Annotated in this window: 12 protein-coding genes; 6 read left to right on the plus strand and 6 right to left on the minus strand. The window is 59.2% G+C overall.

Annotation, left to right across the window (positions count from 1 at the left end):
* Positions 1 to 666 precede the first annotated feature (666 nt).
* The 3 genes from ACSQ83_RS19640 to ACSQ83_RS19650 all read right to left on the minus strand — a co-directional run bounded on the left by ACSQ83_RS19640 (position 667) and on the right by ACSQ83_RS19650 (position 3,474).
* A complete protein-coding gene (locus ACSQ83_RS19640; RefSeq protein WP_436229302.1) occupies positions 667 to 1,566 on the minus strand; it encodes an alpha/beta fold hydrolase in 900 nt (299 codons plus the stop codon).
* A gap of 37 nt (positions 1,567 to 1,603) precedes the next feature.
* Complete coding sequence (locus ACSQ83_RS19645; RefSeq protein ID WP_436229303.1) at positions 1,604 to 2,653, minus strand: DedA family protein/thiosulfate sulfurtransferase GlpE; 1,050 nt, start codon at positions 2,651 to 2,653, stop codon at positions 1,604 to 1,606.
* A gap of 143 nt (positions 2,654 to 2,796) precedes the next feature.
* On the minus strand, positions 2,797 to 3,474 hold the full coding sequence (locus ACSQ83_RS19650; protein ID WP_436229379.1) for a FadR/GntR family transcriptional regulator: 678 nt from the start codon (positions 3,472 to 3,474) through the stop codon (positions 2,797 to 2,799).
* A 169-nt stretch (positions 3,475 to 3,643) separates the two neighbouring features.
* Here ACSQ83_RS19650 and dgoD point away from each other — a divergent pair, with 169 nt between their 5' ends.
* Together dgoD and ACSQ83_RS19660 are read left to right on the plus strand one after the other, a co-directional pair.
* Complete coding sequence (gene dgoD / locus ACSQ83_RS19655; protein ID WP_436229304.1) at positions 3,644 to 4,792, plus strand: galactonate dehydratase; 1,149 nt, start codon at positions 3,644 to 3,646, stop codon at positions 4,790 to 4,792.
* Positions 4,793 to 5,076: 284 nt separating this feature from the next.
* Positions 5,077 to 5,382, plus strand: coding sequence for a hypothetical protein (locus ACSQ83_RS19660; RefSeq protein ID WP_414950185.1), 306 nt, complete (start codon positions 5,077 to 5,079; stop codon positions 5,380 to 5,382).
* Between the two features lie 23 nt (positions 5,383 to 5,405).
* On the opposite strand, the gene ACSQ83_RS19665 is transcribed toward ACSQ83_RS19660, so the two are convergent.
* Positions 5,406 to 6,341, minus strand: a complete 936-nt coding sequence (locus ACSQ83_RS19665) for a CopD family protein (protein WP_414966500.1) — start codon at positions 6,339 to 6,341, stop codon at positions 5,406 to 5,408.
* A 456-nt stretch (positions 6,342 to 6,797) separates the two neighbouring features.
* Between ACSQ83_RS19665 and ACSQ83_RS19670 the strand changes: the two genes are divergently transcribed.
* From ACSQ83_RS19670 to ACSQ83_RS19685, 4 genes are all read left to right on the plus strand, one after another.
* Positions 6,798 to 7,559, plus strand: coding sequence for a c-type cytochrome (locus ACSQ83_RS19670; protein ID WP_414950181.1), 762 nt, complete (start codon positions 6,798 to 6,800; stop codon positions 7,557 to 7,559).
* Between the two features lie 21 nt (positions 7,560 to 7,580).
* Positions 7,581 to 8,879 carry a c-type cytochrome gene (locus ACSQ83_RS19675; protein WP_414950179.1) on the plus strand — a complete coding sequence of 433 codons (1,299 nt, stop codon included), beginning with the start codon at positions 7,581 to 7,583 and terminating at the stop codon, positions 8,877 to 8,879.
* 288 nt (positions 8,880 to 9,167) lie between these two features.
* A complete protein-coding gene (gene trhA, locus ACSQ83_RS19680; RefSeq protein WP_414950177.1) occupies positions 9,168 to 9,788 on the plus strand; it encodes a PAQR family membrane homeostasis protein TrhA in 621 nt (206 codons plus the stop codon).
* A gap of 287 nt (positions 9,789 to 10,075) precedes the next feature.
* A complete protein-coding gene (locus ACSQ83_RS19685; RefSeq protein ID WP_436229305.1) occupies positions 10,076 to 11,596 on the plus strand; it encodes a DEAD/DEAH box helicase in 1,521 nt (506 codons plus the stop codon).
* A 77-nt stretch (positions 11,597 to 11,673) separates the two neighbouring features.
* Here the strand turns inward: ACSQ83_RS19685 and ACSQ83_RS19690 are convergent, their stop codons facing one another.
* Positions 11,674 to 12,189, minus strand: a complete 516-nt coding sequence (locus ACSQ83_RS19690; RefSeq protein ID WP_414950174.1) for a hypothetical protein — start codon at positions 12,187 to 12,189, stop codon at positions 11,674 to 11,676.
* An 87-nt stretch (positions 12,190 to 12,276) separates the two neighbouring features.
* Complete coding sequence (locus tag ACSQ83_RS19695; RefSeq protein WP_414950173.1) at positions 12,277 to 13,104, minus strand: ferritin-like domain-containing protein; 828 nt, start codon at positions 13,102 to 13,104, stop codon at positions 12,277 to 12,279.
* Between the last annotated feature and the right edge of the window lie 598 nt (positions 13,105 to 13,702).

Genomic DNA, 13,702 nt, shown 5'->3' on the forward strand with positions numbered 1-13,702 from the left:
GCCGGTCTAGCTCACGCTGGCGTTTCAGATGGGGAGCGGATTGCGTATGCTAAAGAAAGGTATGTCCCGGCCCGTACTCTGAAATGGACACGGAATCTGCGTCTCTCAGGGCAACTGGATTTCCGTTTTCATCGACTGAAACCGTCTCGACTGCAACCAGAGGGATGCACCATGCCGCATTCGCGCGCGACGCGCTTTTACCGTTTTTGTCGAAGCAGCGAAAAATAAAACTTTCAGGTAAATCGATAGCCAAAGACGACTCGATACTTCACCTGTCCCCTTGAAAGCTTAAGACGTTGAGACCTTGTCGAACAGGGAATTCATTGGCGCACCCCACGACTCGCACCCCACGACTTAACATTCCGAAGTCTCTGAGGCTGACATGAGACCTGACGGTCAAACCGCATGAAAGCCACCAATTTTGCGGCGCCTAACCTGATGTTTGTATCCCCGGCGTGAGGACTCACTGACTCCAGTTCAAAAAGCGAAACAAGAAGCATAAGCTGCTTTTCTGGGCAACTCGTTAAAAAATGCGCGCCTGAGTTTGACCGTCGCAATCTCTTGCTTTCAGGTATTCAAGAGCACTTTTCGCGGGACGCTCTCCGACCTTTGAACGCCATACATGCCGGTTCCGCTACCTTGCGCTTTTTGTTCACATCGACAGCTTTAACTACGGCCCGAGGCCATACTTCCCACAGTTCGATTAAAAACTCCCGCATGCGTCACATTCATCCCATGCGACGCCCCCTCAATCGTCACTCTCCGCGCCCCTTCGATCCAACCTTCCAACGCGTTGACCGCGTCCCGAAACATACGCGGGCTCTTCTCCCCATCAATCAGCAGCGTAGGGCATTGCACCCTCCCCGCAGCCTTCGCATCGTACGCCGGCAACGGATCTCTAAACTGCAGCGCCAACGTATTTGCGTTATCCATCGCCATGGCCTTGAACTCTTTCGGACTCCTCGCCCAGAACCCTGGCCGACTTACCGAATCGACAAAAAGCTCCAAGCCCGCATCAACCTCTCCGCTACCAATCAACTCCGCCGCCTTAGCCCGTAGCGCATTTATAGGCGCAGGCAAGATCGTCCGCGAACGCGTATCGGAGCCCTCAAGAGCCACCGCCCCACCCGGATCAGCCAGCACCAACGACTTCACCAACTCCGGATATCTAACAGCCAGATGAAACGCGACACACCCACCCCGCGAGTGCCCGACAACATTCACCGCCCCAACGCCCAGCCGTTCGATAAACCGTCCCAACTCATCAACATGCGCGTCCCAGCTAAACTGCCTTGACCCACCGGCCATCGCGCCAAACCCCATCACCCCCGATGGCCAGTAATGCGAAAGACTAGGCGCGACACATCGATATTGCTTCGCAAGCGGCCCTAACTGCGGCTTCCAGTATCGAAAGTCACAAAGCGATCCATGCACGAAGAGCATCACCTCATCGTGTTCGTGCCCGGTTTGAACAAAGGGAACTTGCAGACCATCATCGAGCGTGGCGATATCCGGCGCTGGCAGGCCGAAAAGTTGCGAGGAATCCACTCCATCCAACAGCTTCATCCGACACAACTCCGCTTAGCGAAAAACATCAAAACCATCACTCCGGCGCTGTAGCCCGAACGGTGACCATATCGCCCATGCTGCGATCATCGTCGTCATCGAGCGAAGAGGAAGACGAAGCAGACCCCAACACAGCAGACCCCAAAGAATCCAAAGGAATAGCCTCCACCGGAAATCCCTTCTTCTCCCACGCGTCCAACCCACCCTTTAGCGGCCGCACATTCCGAAACCCCTTCGCCTGCAACTGCCGAACAATATGCTTGGCCGTCGCCTCATTCGGACACACGCAATACACCACGACCTCGTGCTCGCGAAACATCGGATCGATTTTCCGTGACGACTCCAGATCCAGCGGAATCGCGCCCTTGATCCGATGCGCCTCCTTCCGCCTCACCTCTTCCGGCCGGGCATCGAAAATAACGGGGGGTGCATCGGAGCGCATCATTTCATCGAGTTGTTCGGGCGAGATCCGATACTTCGCGAGCCATCGACGAAACTGAATACGCCGCGCCCATCGGTACGCCAAGAACGCACCCGCAGCCATGCCGAGCACATCGAGCGCGGTGAGCCCATACGTCCGCACGAACACCAGCAGATTCGCCACTTCGGCCTTCAAGATCGCGCCGCCGAGCATCCACGCCGATGCCCAAAGCGCCGCGCCCACCAGATCCCAGAACACGAAAACGCGCACATCGATCTGCGTCGTCCCGAGCAACGGCGACGACACCAATCCCAATCCCGGAACGAATTTAGACAGCGCGAGCAAAGGCACGCCGAACCGCTCGAACCAACTCCGGGCGGTTCGCAAAGTGGTATCGAGGGAAAGTGAGAACCGCACAAGCGATGTCAGGAATCGCCGGCCATATAACCGCCCGGCAGCAAACCAGAGCGAATCGGCGATAACCACCGCGATGACCGCGGCCGCCAACATATGCCAGAACGAAGCCAGCCCGGCCGCGACGAGCGTGCCGGCGAGCACCAGCATGGGTGCAGCGGGAATGGGGACGCCGAGCTGGGTGGCGAGCACGCTGACGAACACGGCCCACGCGCCCCACGACGACACAACGGAGATCGGGACGTGCGGCAATTCGGGCTCCTTCGGAAGGATGCGGAGCGCCGCGTTTTGAACTACGTCTACCTGATCGATATCAACATACGGCGCTCGGACCCGCAACTTTATCTCGAAAATGAAAATATCGCCGAATGTGCCGATCGTCGGGTATCTCCTTCTTACCCCTCGATTCGAGCCCGCGTGACGCCGAGCAAACCGCCCATCGCGTCACGCGCCGCCGCTGAATTCCGCGCGACGATGGCATCGAAAACGGCCGTATGTTCCGCCATCGATGCGTTGAAAACCTCCGCCCGCCGCGCATTCAACCGCAACTGCGCCTCAAGCGTGCGCTCGATCAACGTCCCGAGCGGCACGAGCAACTCATTGCTGCACGCATTCAACACGCTCAAGTGAAACCGCAAATCGGCACGAACCCATTCATCGACATTGCGGGCATCGAGCATCGCCTGATGTGCCTGGCTTAAACGCGTCAACGAAGCATCATCATGATTCGCGGCGGCCAACGCAGCGGCATACGGCTCGATCATCTCGCGCATTTCCTGAAGCTTGATCGCGAACTGCAACGGCTTGGCGACGCGCGAGTACCACTCCAAGACATCGGCATCGAGAAGATTCCAGGCTTGCTGAGGCCGCACACGCGTCCCAATTTTCGGCCGCGATTCAATCAATCCCTTCGATGTCAGCGTCCGCAACGCCTCCCGCAGCACGGTCCGGCTGACGCCAAAACGCTCCATCAGTTCGGCTTCGCGCGGCAACGTGGACGCAGGCGGAAAATCGCCGCGCAGAATCTCGGTGCCAAGCTCATACGCCACGCGTCCGTGCAGATCGTGCTGGATATCCTTCCCCTTCGCTCAAAGTAATAACGCTGGTACGGCGCTGGATTATACGGACCCTTCCCTGACAAGGGTTTCCGTCAAATAGTACTATTAATATACACGTCAAACGGATTTTTGATAGCATAGAAACCCTCGTTCCCCACTCACCGGAAAATTCAGGAGAGCCAGCATGAAAATCACCAAACTCGAAACTTTTATCGTTCCACCGCGCTGGTGCTTCCTGAAGGTCACGACCGATGAAGGCATCGTCGGCTGGGGCGAACCGGTCGTGGAAGGCCGCGCGCACACGGTCGCAGCTGCCGTCGATGAGTTGTCGGACTATCTGATCGGCAAGGACCCGCTGCTGATCGAAGACCACTGGCAGGTCATGTATCGCGCGGGGTTTTATCGCGGCGGGCCCATCGGCATGAGCGCGATTGCGGGCGTCGACCAGGCGCTGTGGGACATCAAGGGCAAGCATCACGGCGTGCCCATCCACGCGCTGCTCGGCGGCCAGGTCCGCGACCGCATCAAGGTGTATTCGTGGATCGGCGGCGATCGCCCAAGCGACGTCGCGAACAACGCGCGCGCCGTCGTGGATCGCGGCTTCAAGGCGGTGAAGATGAACGGTTCGGAAGAACTTCAGATCATCGATACCTTCGACAAGGTTCAAGCCGTCATCAACAACGTGGCGGCGGTGCGTGAGGCCGTGGGACCGAATATTGGCATCGGCGTGGACTTCCACGGCCGCGTGCACAAGCCGATGGCGAAGGTGCTCGCGAAGGAACTCGACCCGTTCAAGCTGCTGTTTATCGAAGAGCCGGTGTTGTCGGAGAACGTTGAGGCGTTGCGCGACATCGTGAACCAGACGAGCACGCCGATCGCGCTCGGCGAGCGTCTGTACTCGCGCTGGGACTTCAAGCACATCCTGGCGGGCGGTTACGTCGACATCATCCAGCCGGACGCATCGCACGCGGGCGGAATTACGGAGTGCCGCAAGATTGCATCGATGGCCGAAGCCTACGACGTCGCCCTCGCCTTGCATTGCCCGCTCGGCCCGATCGCGCTGGCAACCTGTCTTCAAATCGATGCCGTCAGCTACAACGCCTTCATCCAGGAGCAAAGCCTCGGGATTCACTACAACAAGGGCAACGATCTGCTCGATTACATCAAGAACCCAGAAGTCTTCAAATACGAAGATGGCATGGTGATGATTCCGCAAGGACCGGGCTTGGGCATTGAAGTGAACGAGGAGAAAGTGCGCGAGATGGCGAAGGTTGGGCATCGCTGGCGCAATCCGGTGTGGCGTCACGCGGATGGCAGCGTTGCAGAGTGGTAACCCGAGAATTGCGCTGCACCGCACTATGCAAAATGAGCGGGCATCGTAGAATAGCGCCATTGATACGACAATTTCGTCTCAATGGCGTTACGTAACATGCTGGCGAAATGCTTTTGGCCAACGGGTTACAACACTGGAAATGGCTTCCTCACGGCGCACGAAACTCATGTGCCGGGAGGGTTTGGGTGAGACGCCTGGCCCGCGTCTTGCATTATCTGGCGTAAGTGTGTTTGTTTCGACCCAGCGCCCGGGAAGAGCGCAACGACCAAGCTAGTGAGCCCAGCATGTATTACTACACCCTTCCAGATGAATTCGTCCGCACGCAGATGGCCGTCGGCGCGTTGGTGCTGTTCGGCGTGCTGCGGGTGATCTGTGCCGCCGTGGGCGCACAGCACAGCTGGCGCATGTCGACGGTGACGCGCTGCTTTATCGGCGCTGCCGTGCTGTTTTGCCTGCCGCAACTCCTCGACGTCATCTTGTCGTCGCCCATGTCGCACCGGGCGTTCATCGAGTTGCAGGGCAAGGCGATTGGCTGTGCGCTGGCATTGTTCTGCGCACCCATCGTGAGTCACAGACTGGGCTACGAGTGACTATCGGCGTTTTGTAACTCCAGCTACGCCATCGCAGAAAAACCCGGCACGCTGTGCGACAGCACGGCGGCCGCGACAAACACCGCAACAATCAGCAACGCCTCCATCCGCATGACGCCCGTGAATGTGTGCGCATCGACTGTCGATGCAGTGCGCTGCAATCGCGGCATGACGGACCATCGGTTTATGGCGCCAAGCAACAATGCCGTCGCAATAAATACACTCTTCACGACCAGCGCGTGGCCCCACCCGCTTGTTTCGAGCGCTTGGACCGATCCGCCCAGCCCCCGCCACGCGTTGTAAATCCCGGTAAGGATCACCAGCGATACGGCAACGACCGCCGCCGTGGAAACCTTCCCGGCAAGTCGTATCAACGAGGCCCGCGCAAGCGATGTCCCAAGCGCCGGCAACACCCGCCATGCACTCGCGATAACCAACCCGCCCCACACGGCCGTCGCCAGCAGATGGACCGTCTGCACGCCTTCAGCTAGAGAAAAGGCGCCGGCATCTGCGGCATGGCCTATCGACGCCTTGCCGGCCGCCGCCACCAGTGCGCCAACCGCGAACACGCCAATGCGCGGACCGCCTTTCGGCGTACTCAAAACCGAAGCCAATACCATCAACACGCTGCCGGCGAACGCGATCGCCCAGCCCATGCCGGCGTGCGTGCCGGTCACCACGGTGACGACGGCATCGAAGGCTTGAAAGAGAGGCGCGCCGCTCATCGATGCCGCCTGCAACCAGACCAGCACGAGGTCCGCCACCGCGAGCACGACAGCGCCGCCCGTGCTCAGCCGACGCGCCCTGACCCAGCCGAGACGCGCGGGTGAAACGGGCGCAGCCGCGTTTTCCTTCGATAACCACACGCTCAGGAACGCCCCGCCAAGCGCGCAGGCAAACGCGATGTCGGCGAGCGCGGCAATGAGGACTTGAGCGAACCACAGCGGATCGTCGCTCATGAATACGCCTGAACGACGTGATCCAGGCCGAAAGTGAAAGCAAGCAAGGAATGCATTGAAGGTTCGATGAAGGGCCGAGGAAGAAACAAAACAAGAAACAAAAACAAACCGCAGGAACGCGAGTCTAGCGGAACGGGCACATGGAATGCACCAGGGCCTAGAGACATCCGAGCCACACAAAACCGCCCCCAAACCCAACAAATCTCGTCGATACTTTGTTCGGCACCATCGACTATTAGCCGTCACCCATAGCCAAAAACCTCTGTCGATCGGTCGCGCGTCAAATTGTCGCGTACACGTTGAAAGTGCGGTGCAACAGGCCAAGGCACAAATAGTCACCATCAGGCAACGATGATAGAATGCCGCGTCGCATCAGGGGCTCGCAGAGCCAATGTGGCAATGGTTCACCACATATTCGCACCGGGCCGAACGAAGCTCGGCAGGTCCTCGAAATTCATGGAGTGTCGCGTGTCTTCAAGACGCATTTTCCGTCCGTTGCTCGCCCCGCTAATGGCTCTGGCGCTGATCGGCACAGCCAGCATTGCCGGCGCAGCAGAAGCCCCGGCGCCCGCTACAGCCGCCGCCCAGCCAATGGCGCCGGACACCATGGCAGCGCGTGTCCAGGGTTGCACGGCATGTCACGGCGTCCACGGCGAAGGCACGGACAACGACTATTTCCCGCGGCTTGCCGGCAAGCCGGCTGACTACATCTACAACCAGTTGGAGAACTTCCGCGAAGGCCGCCGGAAGTATCCGCCAATGAACTACCTCGTCACGTATCTCTCCGACGACTACCTTCATCAGATCGCCACGTATTTCTCGGAACAGCGTCCGCCGTATCCGCAGCCGGCCAAGCCGACTGTGTCGGCATCAACGTTGTCGAAAGGCCAGCAGATCGTTCTGAACGGCGATGCCGGACGCAACATTCCCGCCTGCGCGGCGTGCCACGGCACGAACCTGACGGGTATGCAACCGGCTATTCCGGGTCTCGTAGGATTGCACTCCGACTACATCAGCGCGCAACTTGGCGCCTGGCGTGCGGGCTCGCGTCACGCGAAAGCACCTGACTGCATGCAACAGATCGCCACCCGCCTGACCGACGACGACGTGACTGCTGTCGCCGCCTGGCTGTCCACGCAAACCGCACCGGCTAATCCGGTACCCGCGCCTGCAGGCTCGCGCAAAACGCCGCTCGCCTGCGGCAGCGAACCGCAATAAGGCGCGAGGAGCGAGAAGAATATGAAACGCAAGTCCCTGTTCGCACTTTCGGCTGTTGTTGTCATCACGGCCGCCGCAGCCGCAGCCGCACTCTGGTCGGGTGGCAACACCTTCCATTCGGGCGGCGCCGTTGCGGCCGTGCCCGCCGACCAGACCGAGTTGATCAAACGCGGTGAATATCTGGCGCGCGCCGGTGACTGTATTGCCTGCCACACGGTTCGCGGCGGCAAGACGTTTGCCGGCGGCCTGCCCATGCTCACGCCGTTCGGCACGCTCTACACGCCGAACATCACGCCGGACGACCAGTACGGCATTGGCAAATGGACATCGGACGATTTCTACCGGTCGATCCACCTCGGCCGCTCGAAAGACGGCAGCCTGCTGTACCCGGCCATGCCGTTCACGGCTTATACCAAGGTCACGCGCGCCGACTCGGACGCCATGTTCGCGTACATGCGCTCGGTGCCCCCGGTCAATGTGGCCAGCCGTCCGCACGAACTGCGCTTCCCGTTCAACCAGCGCAACATGCTGATTGGCTGGCGCGTGCTGTTCTTCAGCGAAGGCGAATTCAAGCCGGATCCCACCAAGTCGGTTGAGTGGAACCGCGGTGCTTACCTGATCGAAGGGCTTGGCCATTGCAGCATGTGCCATACATCGATCAACCCGCTCGGCGGCCCGGTCAGCTCGGCAGCCTTCGGCGGCGGTCTGATCCCGCTGCAGAACTGGTACGCACCGTCGCTGACGTCGAACAAGGAAGCCGGACTTGGCGACTGGGACATCAAGGACATCAACGACCTGCTGAAGACCGGTGTGTCCCAGCGCGGCGCCGTGTTTGGCCCGATGGCCGAAGTGGTTCACAACAGCTTGCAGTACATGACGGACGCGGATATCAACGCCATGTCGACGTTCCTGAAGTCGATCCCGCAAAAGGGCGAAGCGCCGGAAACGATGCAGTTCGAAACATCGGCTCAGTTTGGTTCGGAATTGCTGCAACAGGGCAAGAAGATCTACACGGAAAACTGCGCGAAGTGCCACGCGGAAAATGGTCTCGGCAAACCGCCGGCCTACCCGCCGCTTGCCACGAACCAGTCCATCCAGATGCAGTCGGCCGTGAACCCGATCCGCATGGTGCTCAATGGCGGTTATCCGCCGAGCACGGAAGGCAACCCGCATCCGTATGGCATGCCGCCGTTCGCTCAATCGCTGTCGGATACGGAAGTGGCTGCAGTGGTGACGTACATTCGGATGTCTTGGGGCAACCACGGTACGCCGGTATCGCCGCAACAGGTCAGCAACTTGCGTTCGGCTCCGCTCGACTGATAACTGTTTAAAGAAGGGTTTTCCGCAGGTAGCGTAAAATACGCGGAAAGGCGCAAGCAGGGCGCAGGCCTCGAAACCGGGGCGGCGCCCTTCTTCTTTTTTGAGCACGAATAAGTGGAACGCGGGTAGTCAGGCCAGACGGAACTCGGAGCGGTAAAATGCCCGGGTGCGTTTGAGGGCTCAGTTCGCGGCTCATTTGGCAGATTACCCAGCTTCGGTCTCACACTTTTTAAAGCAGAAAAGCGCGGCATTACAGACAGGATCGCAATACCGCGATAAGGATGGTCGATGTACTTAGGTGAACGGTTCAACAGCGTTACCCATCTCGTCGGCACGGTGCTGTCGTTGGCTGGGCTTGCAACGCTCGTCACCATGGCCGCGATGGAACGCGACCCGTACAAGATCGTCAGTTTTGCGGTGTACGGCGCCATGCTGCTCGTGCTGTACACAATCTCTACGCTGTACCACTGGGTCCGCAGTCCACGGGCCAAGGCGGTATTGCAGAAATGCGATCATTCGGCCATTTACTTGCTGATCGCAGGAAGTTACACACCGTTCACGCTTGTTACGCTTCGCGGCCCATGGGGCTGGTCGTTATTCGGGGTAAGCTGGGGGCTCGCCGCTCTCGGCATTGTTCAGGAACTTACGCTCGGGCGTCGAACCCGCAGCGTGTCGATGGTGATTTACGTGATGATGGGCTGGCTCGCGCTCGTAGCCATCCGTCCTCTCGTTTCGGCACTACCGCCCGCCGGCACGGCGTGGCTGCTGGCCGGCGGTTTGATCTACAGCGCCGGCATTTACTTTTTCATCAACGACGAGCGCATCCGGCATGGACATGGCATCTGGCACCTGTTCGTGTTGGGCGGCAGCTTGTGTCAATTCGTCAGCATTGCACGCTACGTAGCGTGAGCCTGCCTTGAAACGGCACCTAATGCCTGACGCGAAGCGTTTTACGGCGTTTCAAATGCAACTTAACGCCAGTCAGCGTGTCTTGATAGCGCGTTGATCTTCGCGGCAACTTTCCCGGCGCTCGTAGCTTTTGTTTTGAGCAAGCGCCCCGAACGTCATGCCGCCCGATTTCCTCGATCGTCGTACGCACGCACCTCGTTGTGCGAGCCGCCTTTTTTTGGGGCTTCAGAGCCCTTTGGGGCTTTAAGCGAAAAGCGCCGGTCGTCATACCGAATCTGTGAATACTTATGTCTTTTGATTCCCTCGGCTTGTCCGAACCCCTGCTTCGCGCTGTCAACGAACTCGGCTACACCATTCCAACCCCCATCCAGTTGCAGGCCATTCCGGCTGTGCTGAACGGCGGTGACCTGCTCGCCGGCGCCCAAACAGGCACGGGCAAGACGGCCGGTTTTACGCTGCCTATCCTGCAACGTTTGTCCGAAGCTCCCGCGCCTTTGGCAGGCGCCAAGCGCCCGGTCCGCGCGCTGATCCTCACGCCTACGCGCGAACTCGCCGCCCAGGTGGAAGAAAGCGTGCGCGGCTACGGTAAGTATCTGAAACTGAAATCGACGGTGATGTTCGGCGGCGTGGGCATCAATCCGCAAATCGATGCATTGCGTCGCGGTGTGGATATCGTCGTGGCAACGCCCGGCCGATTGCTCGATCACATGCAGCAGAAGACCATCGACTTGTCGAAGCTCGAAATTCTCGTGCTCGACGAAGCCGATCGTATGCTCGACATGGGCTTTATCCACGACATCAAGCGCGTGCTCGCCAAGTTGCCGCCGAAGCGCCAGAACCTGCTGTTCTCGGCTACGTTCTCGGAAGAAATCAAGACGCTTGCGGATAGCCTGCTCGATCGCCCGGCGTTGATCGAAGTGGCGCGTCGGAACTCGACCGTTGAAGCGATCGCGCAGAAGATTCACCCCGTCGATCGCGACAAGAAGCGCGAGTTGCTCACGCATCTGATTCAAAAGAACAACTGGTTCCAGGTGCTGGTCTTCACGCGTACGAAGCATGGTGCGAACCGGCTCGCCGAGCAGTTGTCGAAGGACGGGATCAGCGCGCTGGCCATTCACGGCAACAAGAGTCAGTCGGCACGTACGCGTGCTTTGGCCGAGTTCAAGGACAACACGCTGCAGGTGCTGGTAGCCACGGATATTGCGGCGCGCGGTATCGACATCGACCAGTTGCCGCATGTGGTCAACTTCGATCTGCCGAATGTGCCGGAGGATTATGTTCACCGGATCGGCCGTACGGGTCGTGCAGGCGCAACGGGTGAGGCGCTGTCGCTGGTTTGTGTCGATGAACATCAGTTGCTCAAAGACATCGAACGCCTGATCAAGCGGCCGATTCCGCAGGAAGTCATCGCAGGTTTTGAACCGGATCTGACGCAGAAGCCGGAACCGATTCTCCGACGCGGCCAAGGCGGCGGCGGTGCACGCCAAGGGCAAGGTGCGCCGCGTCAAGGTGGGCCGAAGCAATCGAACGGCGGCGGACGGTCGTCATCTTCGGCCAAGCCGGCTGGGAACGGCGGCGGCAATGGCGGCAATGGCGGCAATGGCGGTAATGGCGGTAATGGTGGCGGCTACGGTTCGCGCTCGCCGAAACCCGTTGCGGCGAAAACCGGTGGCAATGGCAGTGCGCCGCGCAAACCAGAAGGCTCACGGCCGGCTGGCGCTGCGCTGCTCGGCGGCAAACCGCGCACTGAAGGCAGCGGCGGTGCAGGCCGGCGCGATACACCCCGCACGGGACAACGCGGGCGTTAAGTAGCACGAGGGAAGCGCCCCTCATCGCACTCGATAAAAAAGCGGAGCCTCGGCTCCGCTTTTTTGTGTTTTTTGTTTCAGGCAGCGGCGCTGGCCGCACGCTTCAGCACGTCAATCTGTTCTCGCCAGCGCGTCAGCACAGCGTCCCCCTGCCCTTGCGCGAACTCGAATCCAATGCCCTGCACGAGTCGTGCATAAGGCACCTTCTGCCATTCCCCGCTTTCTATCGTCGCGATAAAACACTTGAACGGCGCACCCTCCAAGGTCGCAATTCGCGTCTGAAGCTGGACCTGGAAGAAGGCTTCATCGAAGACGAAAGTCAGTGTGGCGCAACCGGTCTTCGACACCAACCGCGCCGCCCGCGATTGCGGCCACAACGAGAAGCACAACGTGCCCGGATCCGGCGCGAACAGTTCACCAACGCTCAGCAGCGACGTCCGCACGCGGCCTTCATCGGCTGCGAGCAACGACGCCGTGAAGCCCGTTTTCGTTTCTATCGATGTACCGTCGAACAAGGTTCGCAAACCCGGAGGCCATTCGTCGAACGTATCGTGCTCGAGGCCGGGTGCGCCGGACGCAGTGGAATCGGTCATGCGGATCTCCATGAAAAGACAATGGCCCGCGAAAGCGGGCCATCGATTAACGCTTGGCGAACCGTTCGATGCAAACGGCGGCTTGGCCTATCGGAAGAACACGTGCTGCGTGATCTTTGCGAGCGGATAGTGCACGCTAGGCTGAATGCGGGCCGGCAGATCGAGCGGCTTGAGCAACATCTTCACGCACATATCAGCCGACAAATTGCGCCGGACCAACGCATTTACCCGCGCCGCCAACTCGCGGTTGTGCGCGGTGTCGTTCGCGCGGTCCGGGTAGCGGATGGCAAACACATGGCGCAGCGCGATCTCGGAATCCTCATTCTTAATTTCCATTACACGGCGCAGCAAGGCGCCGAGAACAGCGAAGCGGCCATTGCCTTCAATCTTGTTGTACTTCTTGAAGAAGCGGAAGAAGTGCTTGTAATGGCGGACTTCGTCGGTGCGGATGTTGTCGGTGAGTTGCTTGAGCACTGGTTCGTCCGAGCACTCGTTAATGGCCCGATACAGCGTGGCCGTCCCGGTCTCAACCACGCAGCGCGCGACCATTTCAAGCGCCCGCGTTTTCTCGAAGTCCTCGACTGAACACGTCAGCGAGTACTCAGCGAAGAAATTCTTGAACGCCGTGTCCCAATCGAACTCAGGCCATACATGGTGGATATACGTCTTCAATGCGCGCCCGTGCTGCATTTCTTCCGGCTCCCACTCGTTGTTGAGCCAGTCGGACACTTCAGGGTCGTCGTTGAAATACGTGCTCAGGTTGCTCGTATAAAGATCGGTTCCGCTCTCAATGAACGAAGCCGCGCAAAGCAACAAGAGAAGGTGTTCATTGGATGCCGCTTTACGCCGGTCGATCCGGGACAGGTCGATGTCTTCGATCCGCCAGGGCATCACGTGGGTACTATCACTGTGCATAAAAATCGCGCTCCCAAAGCTGTACTGAACGCGCCGTCAGCCAAACCGGCCGAAAATCAGGCGACGCCATGACTTGAAGTCGCGGCGTCCTCATGTGGTTAAGACTTAGAGCCTGCATCTTAGCCGGGTTGCAATTAAGCTGCAGGCCCGAAGACAGACCGTTGGAACCACATGTCAGTTCCGGATACCGCTCAAAACAGCATAAATCGTACCGCGTTGAAGCGCGTTGCGATAACGCACGTCACGCTTGATTCCCGTGCGCTTACGGGCACATTTCGGTAAGCCACTGAAAAACGATTCGGCGATGGCGTTAATGGCGCCTTATAGCCGAGCGATTTTTCATATCGAATATGCTTGGCGGGAGATAGATTTCGGGCCGGCAAGCCGCGGTTAGACTCGATACCATCAATTTTGCCATCCTCACGAGTTGCCGCGCTGAACGCGAAGCATGCAATCCGTACGGGCGATGTAGGCAGTGGTCTTTTGGACATGCGGATATGTACACGTATGGACAATGTCCGAGCAACTTCACTACAAGCTGCTCGCGAGTGGCACGCGGTGTAATGCCTCGTAACGCACTCCTCGCTTTTGATGCCTG

The organism is Caballeronia sp. LjRoot29, assembly GCF_964252755.1.
Taxonomy (GTDB): domain Bacteria; phylum Pseudomonadota; class Gammaproteobacteria; order Burkholderiales; family Burkholderiaceae; genus Caballeronia.

Bases quoted from the DNA above. Each gene is read 5' to 3' on its own strand.
- trhA (WP_414950177.1), top strand. From the start codon at position 9,168: ATGTACTTAGGTGAACGGTTCAACAGCGTTACCCATCTCGTCGGCACG.
- ACSQ83_RS19695 (WP_414950173.1), bottom strand. From the start codon at position 13,104: ATGCACAGTGATAGTACCCACGTGATGCCCTGGCGGATCGAAGACATC.
- ACSQ83_RS19685 (WP_436229305.1), top strand. From the start codon at position 10,076: ATGTCTTTTGATTCCCTCGGCTTGTCCGAACCCCTGCTTCGCGCTGTC.
- dgoD (WP_436229304.1), top strand. From the start codon at position 3,644: ATGAAAATCACCAAACTCGAAACTTTTATCGTTCCACCGCGCTGGTGC.
- ACSQ83_RS19660 (WP_414950185.1), top strand. From the start codon at position 5,077: ATGTATTACTACACCCTTCCAGATGAATTCGTCCGCACGCAGATGGCC.
- ACSQ83_RS19640 (WP_436229302.1), bottom strand. From the start codon at position 1,566: ATGAAGCTGTTGGATGGAGTGGATTCCTCGCAACTTTTCGGCCTGCCA.
- ACSQ83_RS19665 (WP_414966500.1), bottom strand. From the start codon at position 6,341: ATGAGCGACGATCCGCTGTGGTTCGCTCAAGTCCTCATTGCCGCGCTC.
- ACSQ83_RS19690 (WP_414950174.1), bottom strand. From the start codon at position 12,189: ATGACCGATTCCACTGCGTCCGGCGCACCCGGCCTCGAGCACGATACG.
- ACSQ83_RS19675 (WP_414950179.1), top strand. From the start codon at position 7,581: ATGAAACGCAAGTCCCTGTTCGCACTTTCGGCTGTTGTTGTCATCACG.
- ACSQ83_RS19670 (WP_414950181.1), top strand. From the start codon at position 6,798: ATGGAGTGTCGCGTGTCTTCAAGACGCATTTTCCGTCCGTTGCTCGCC.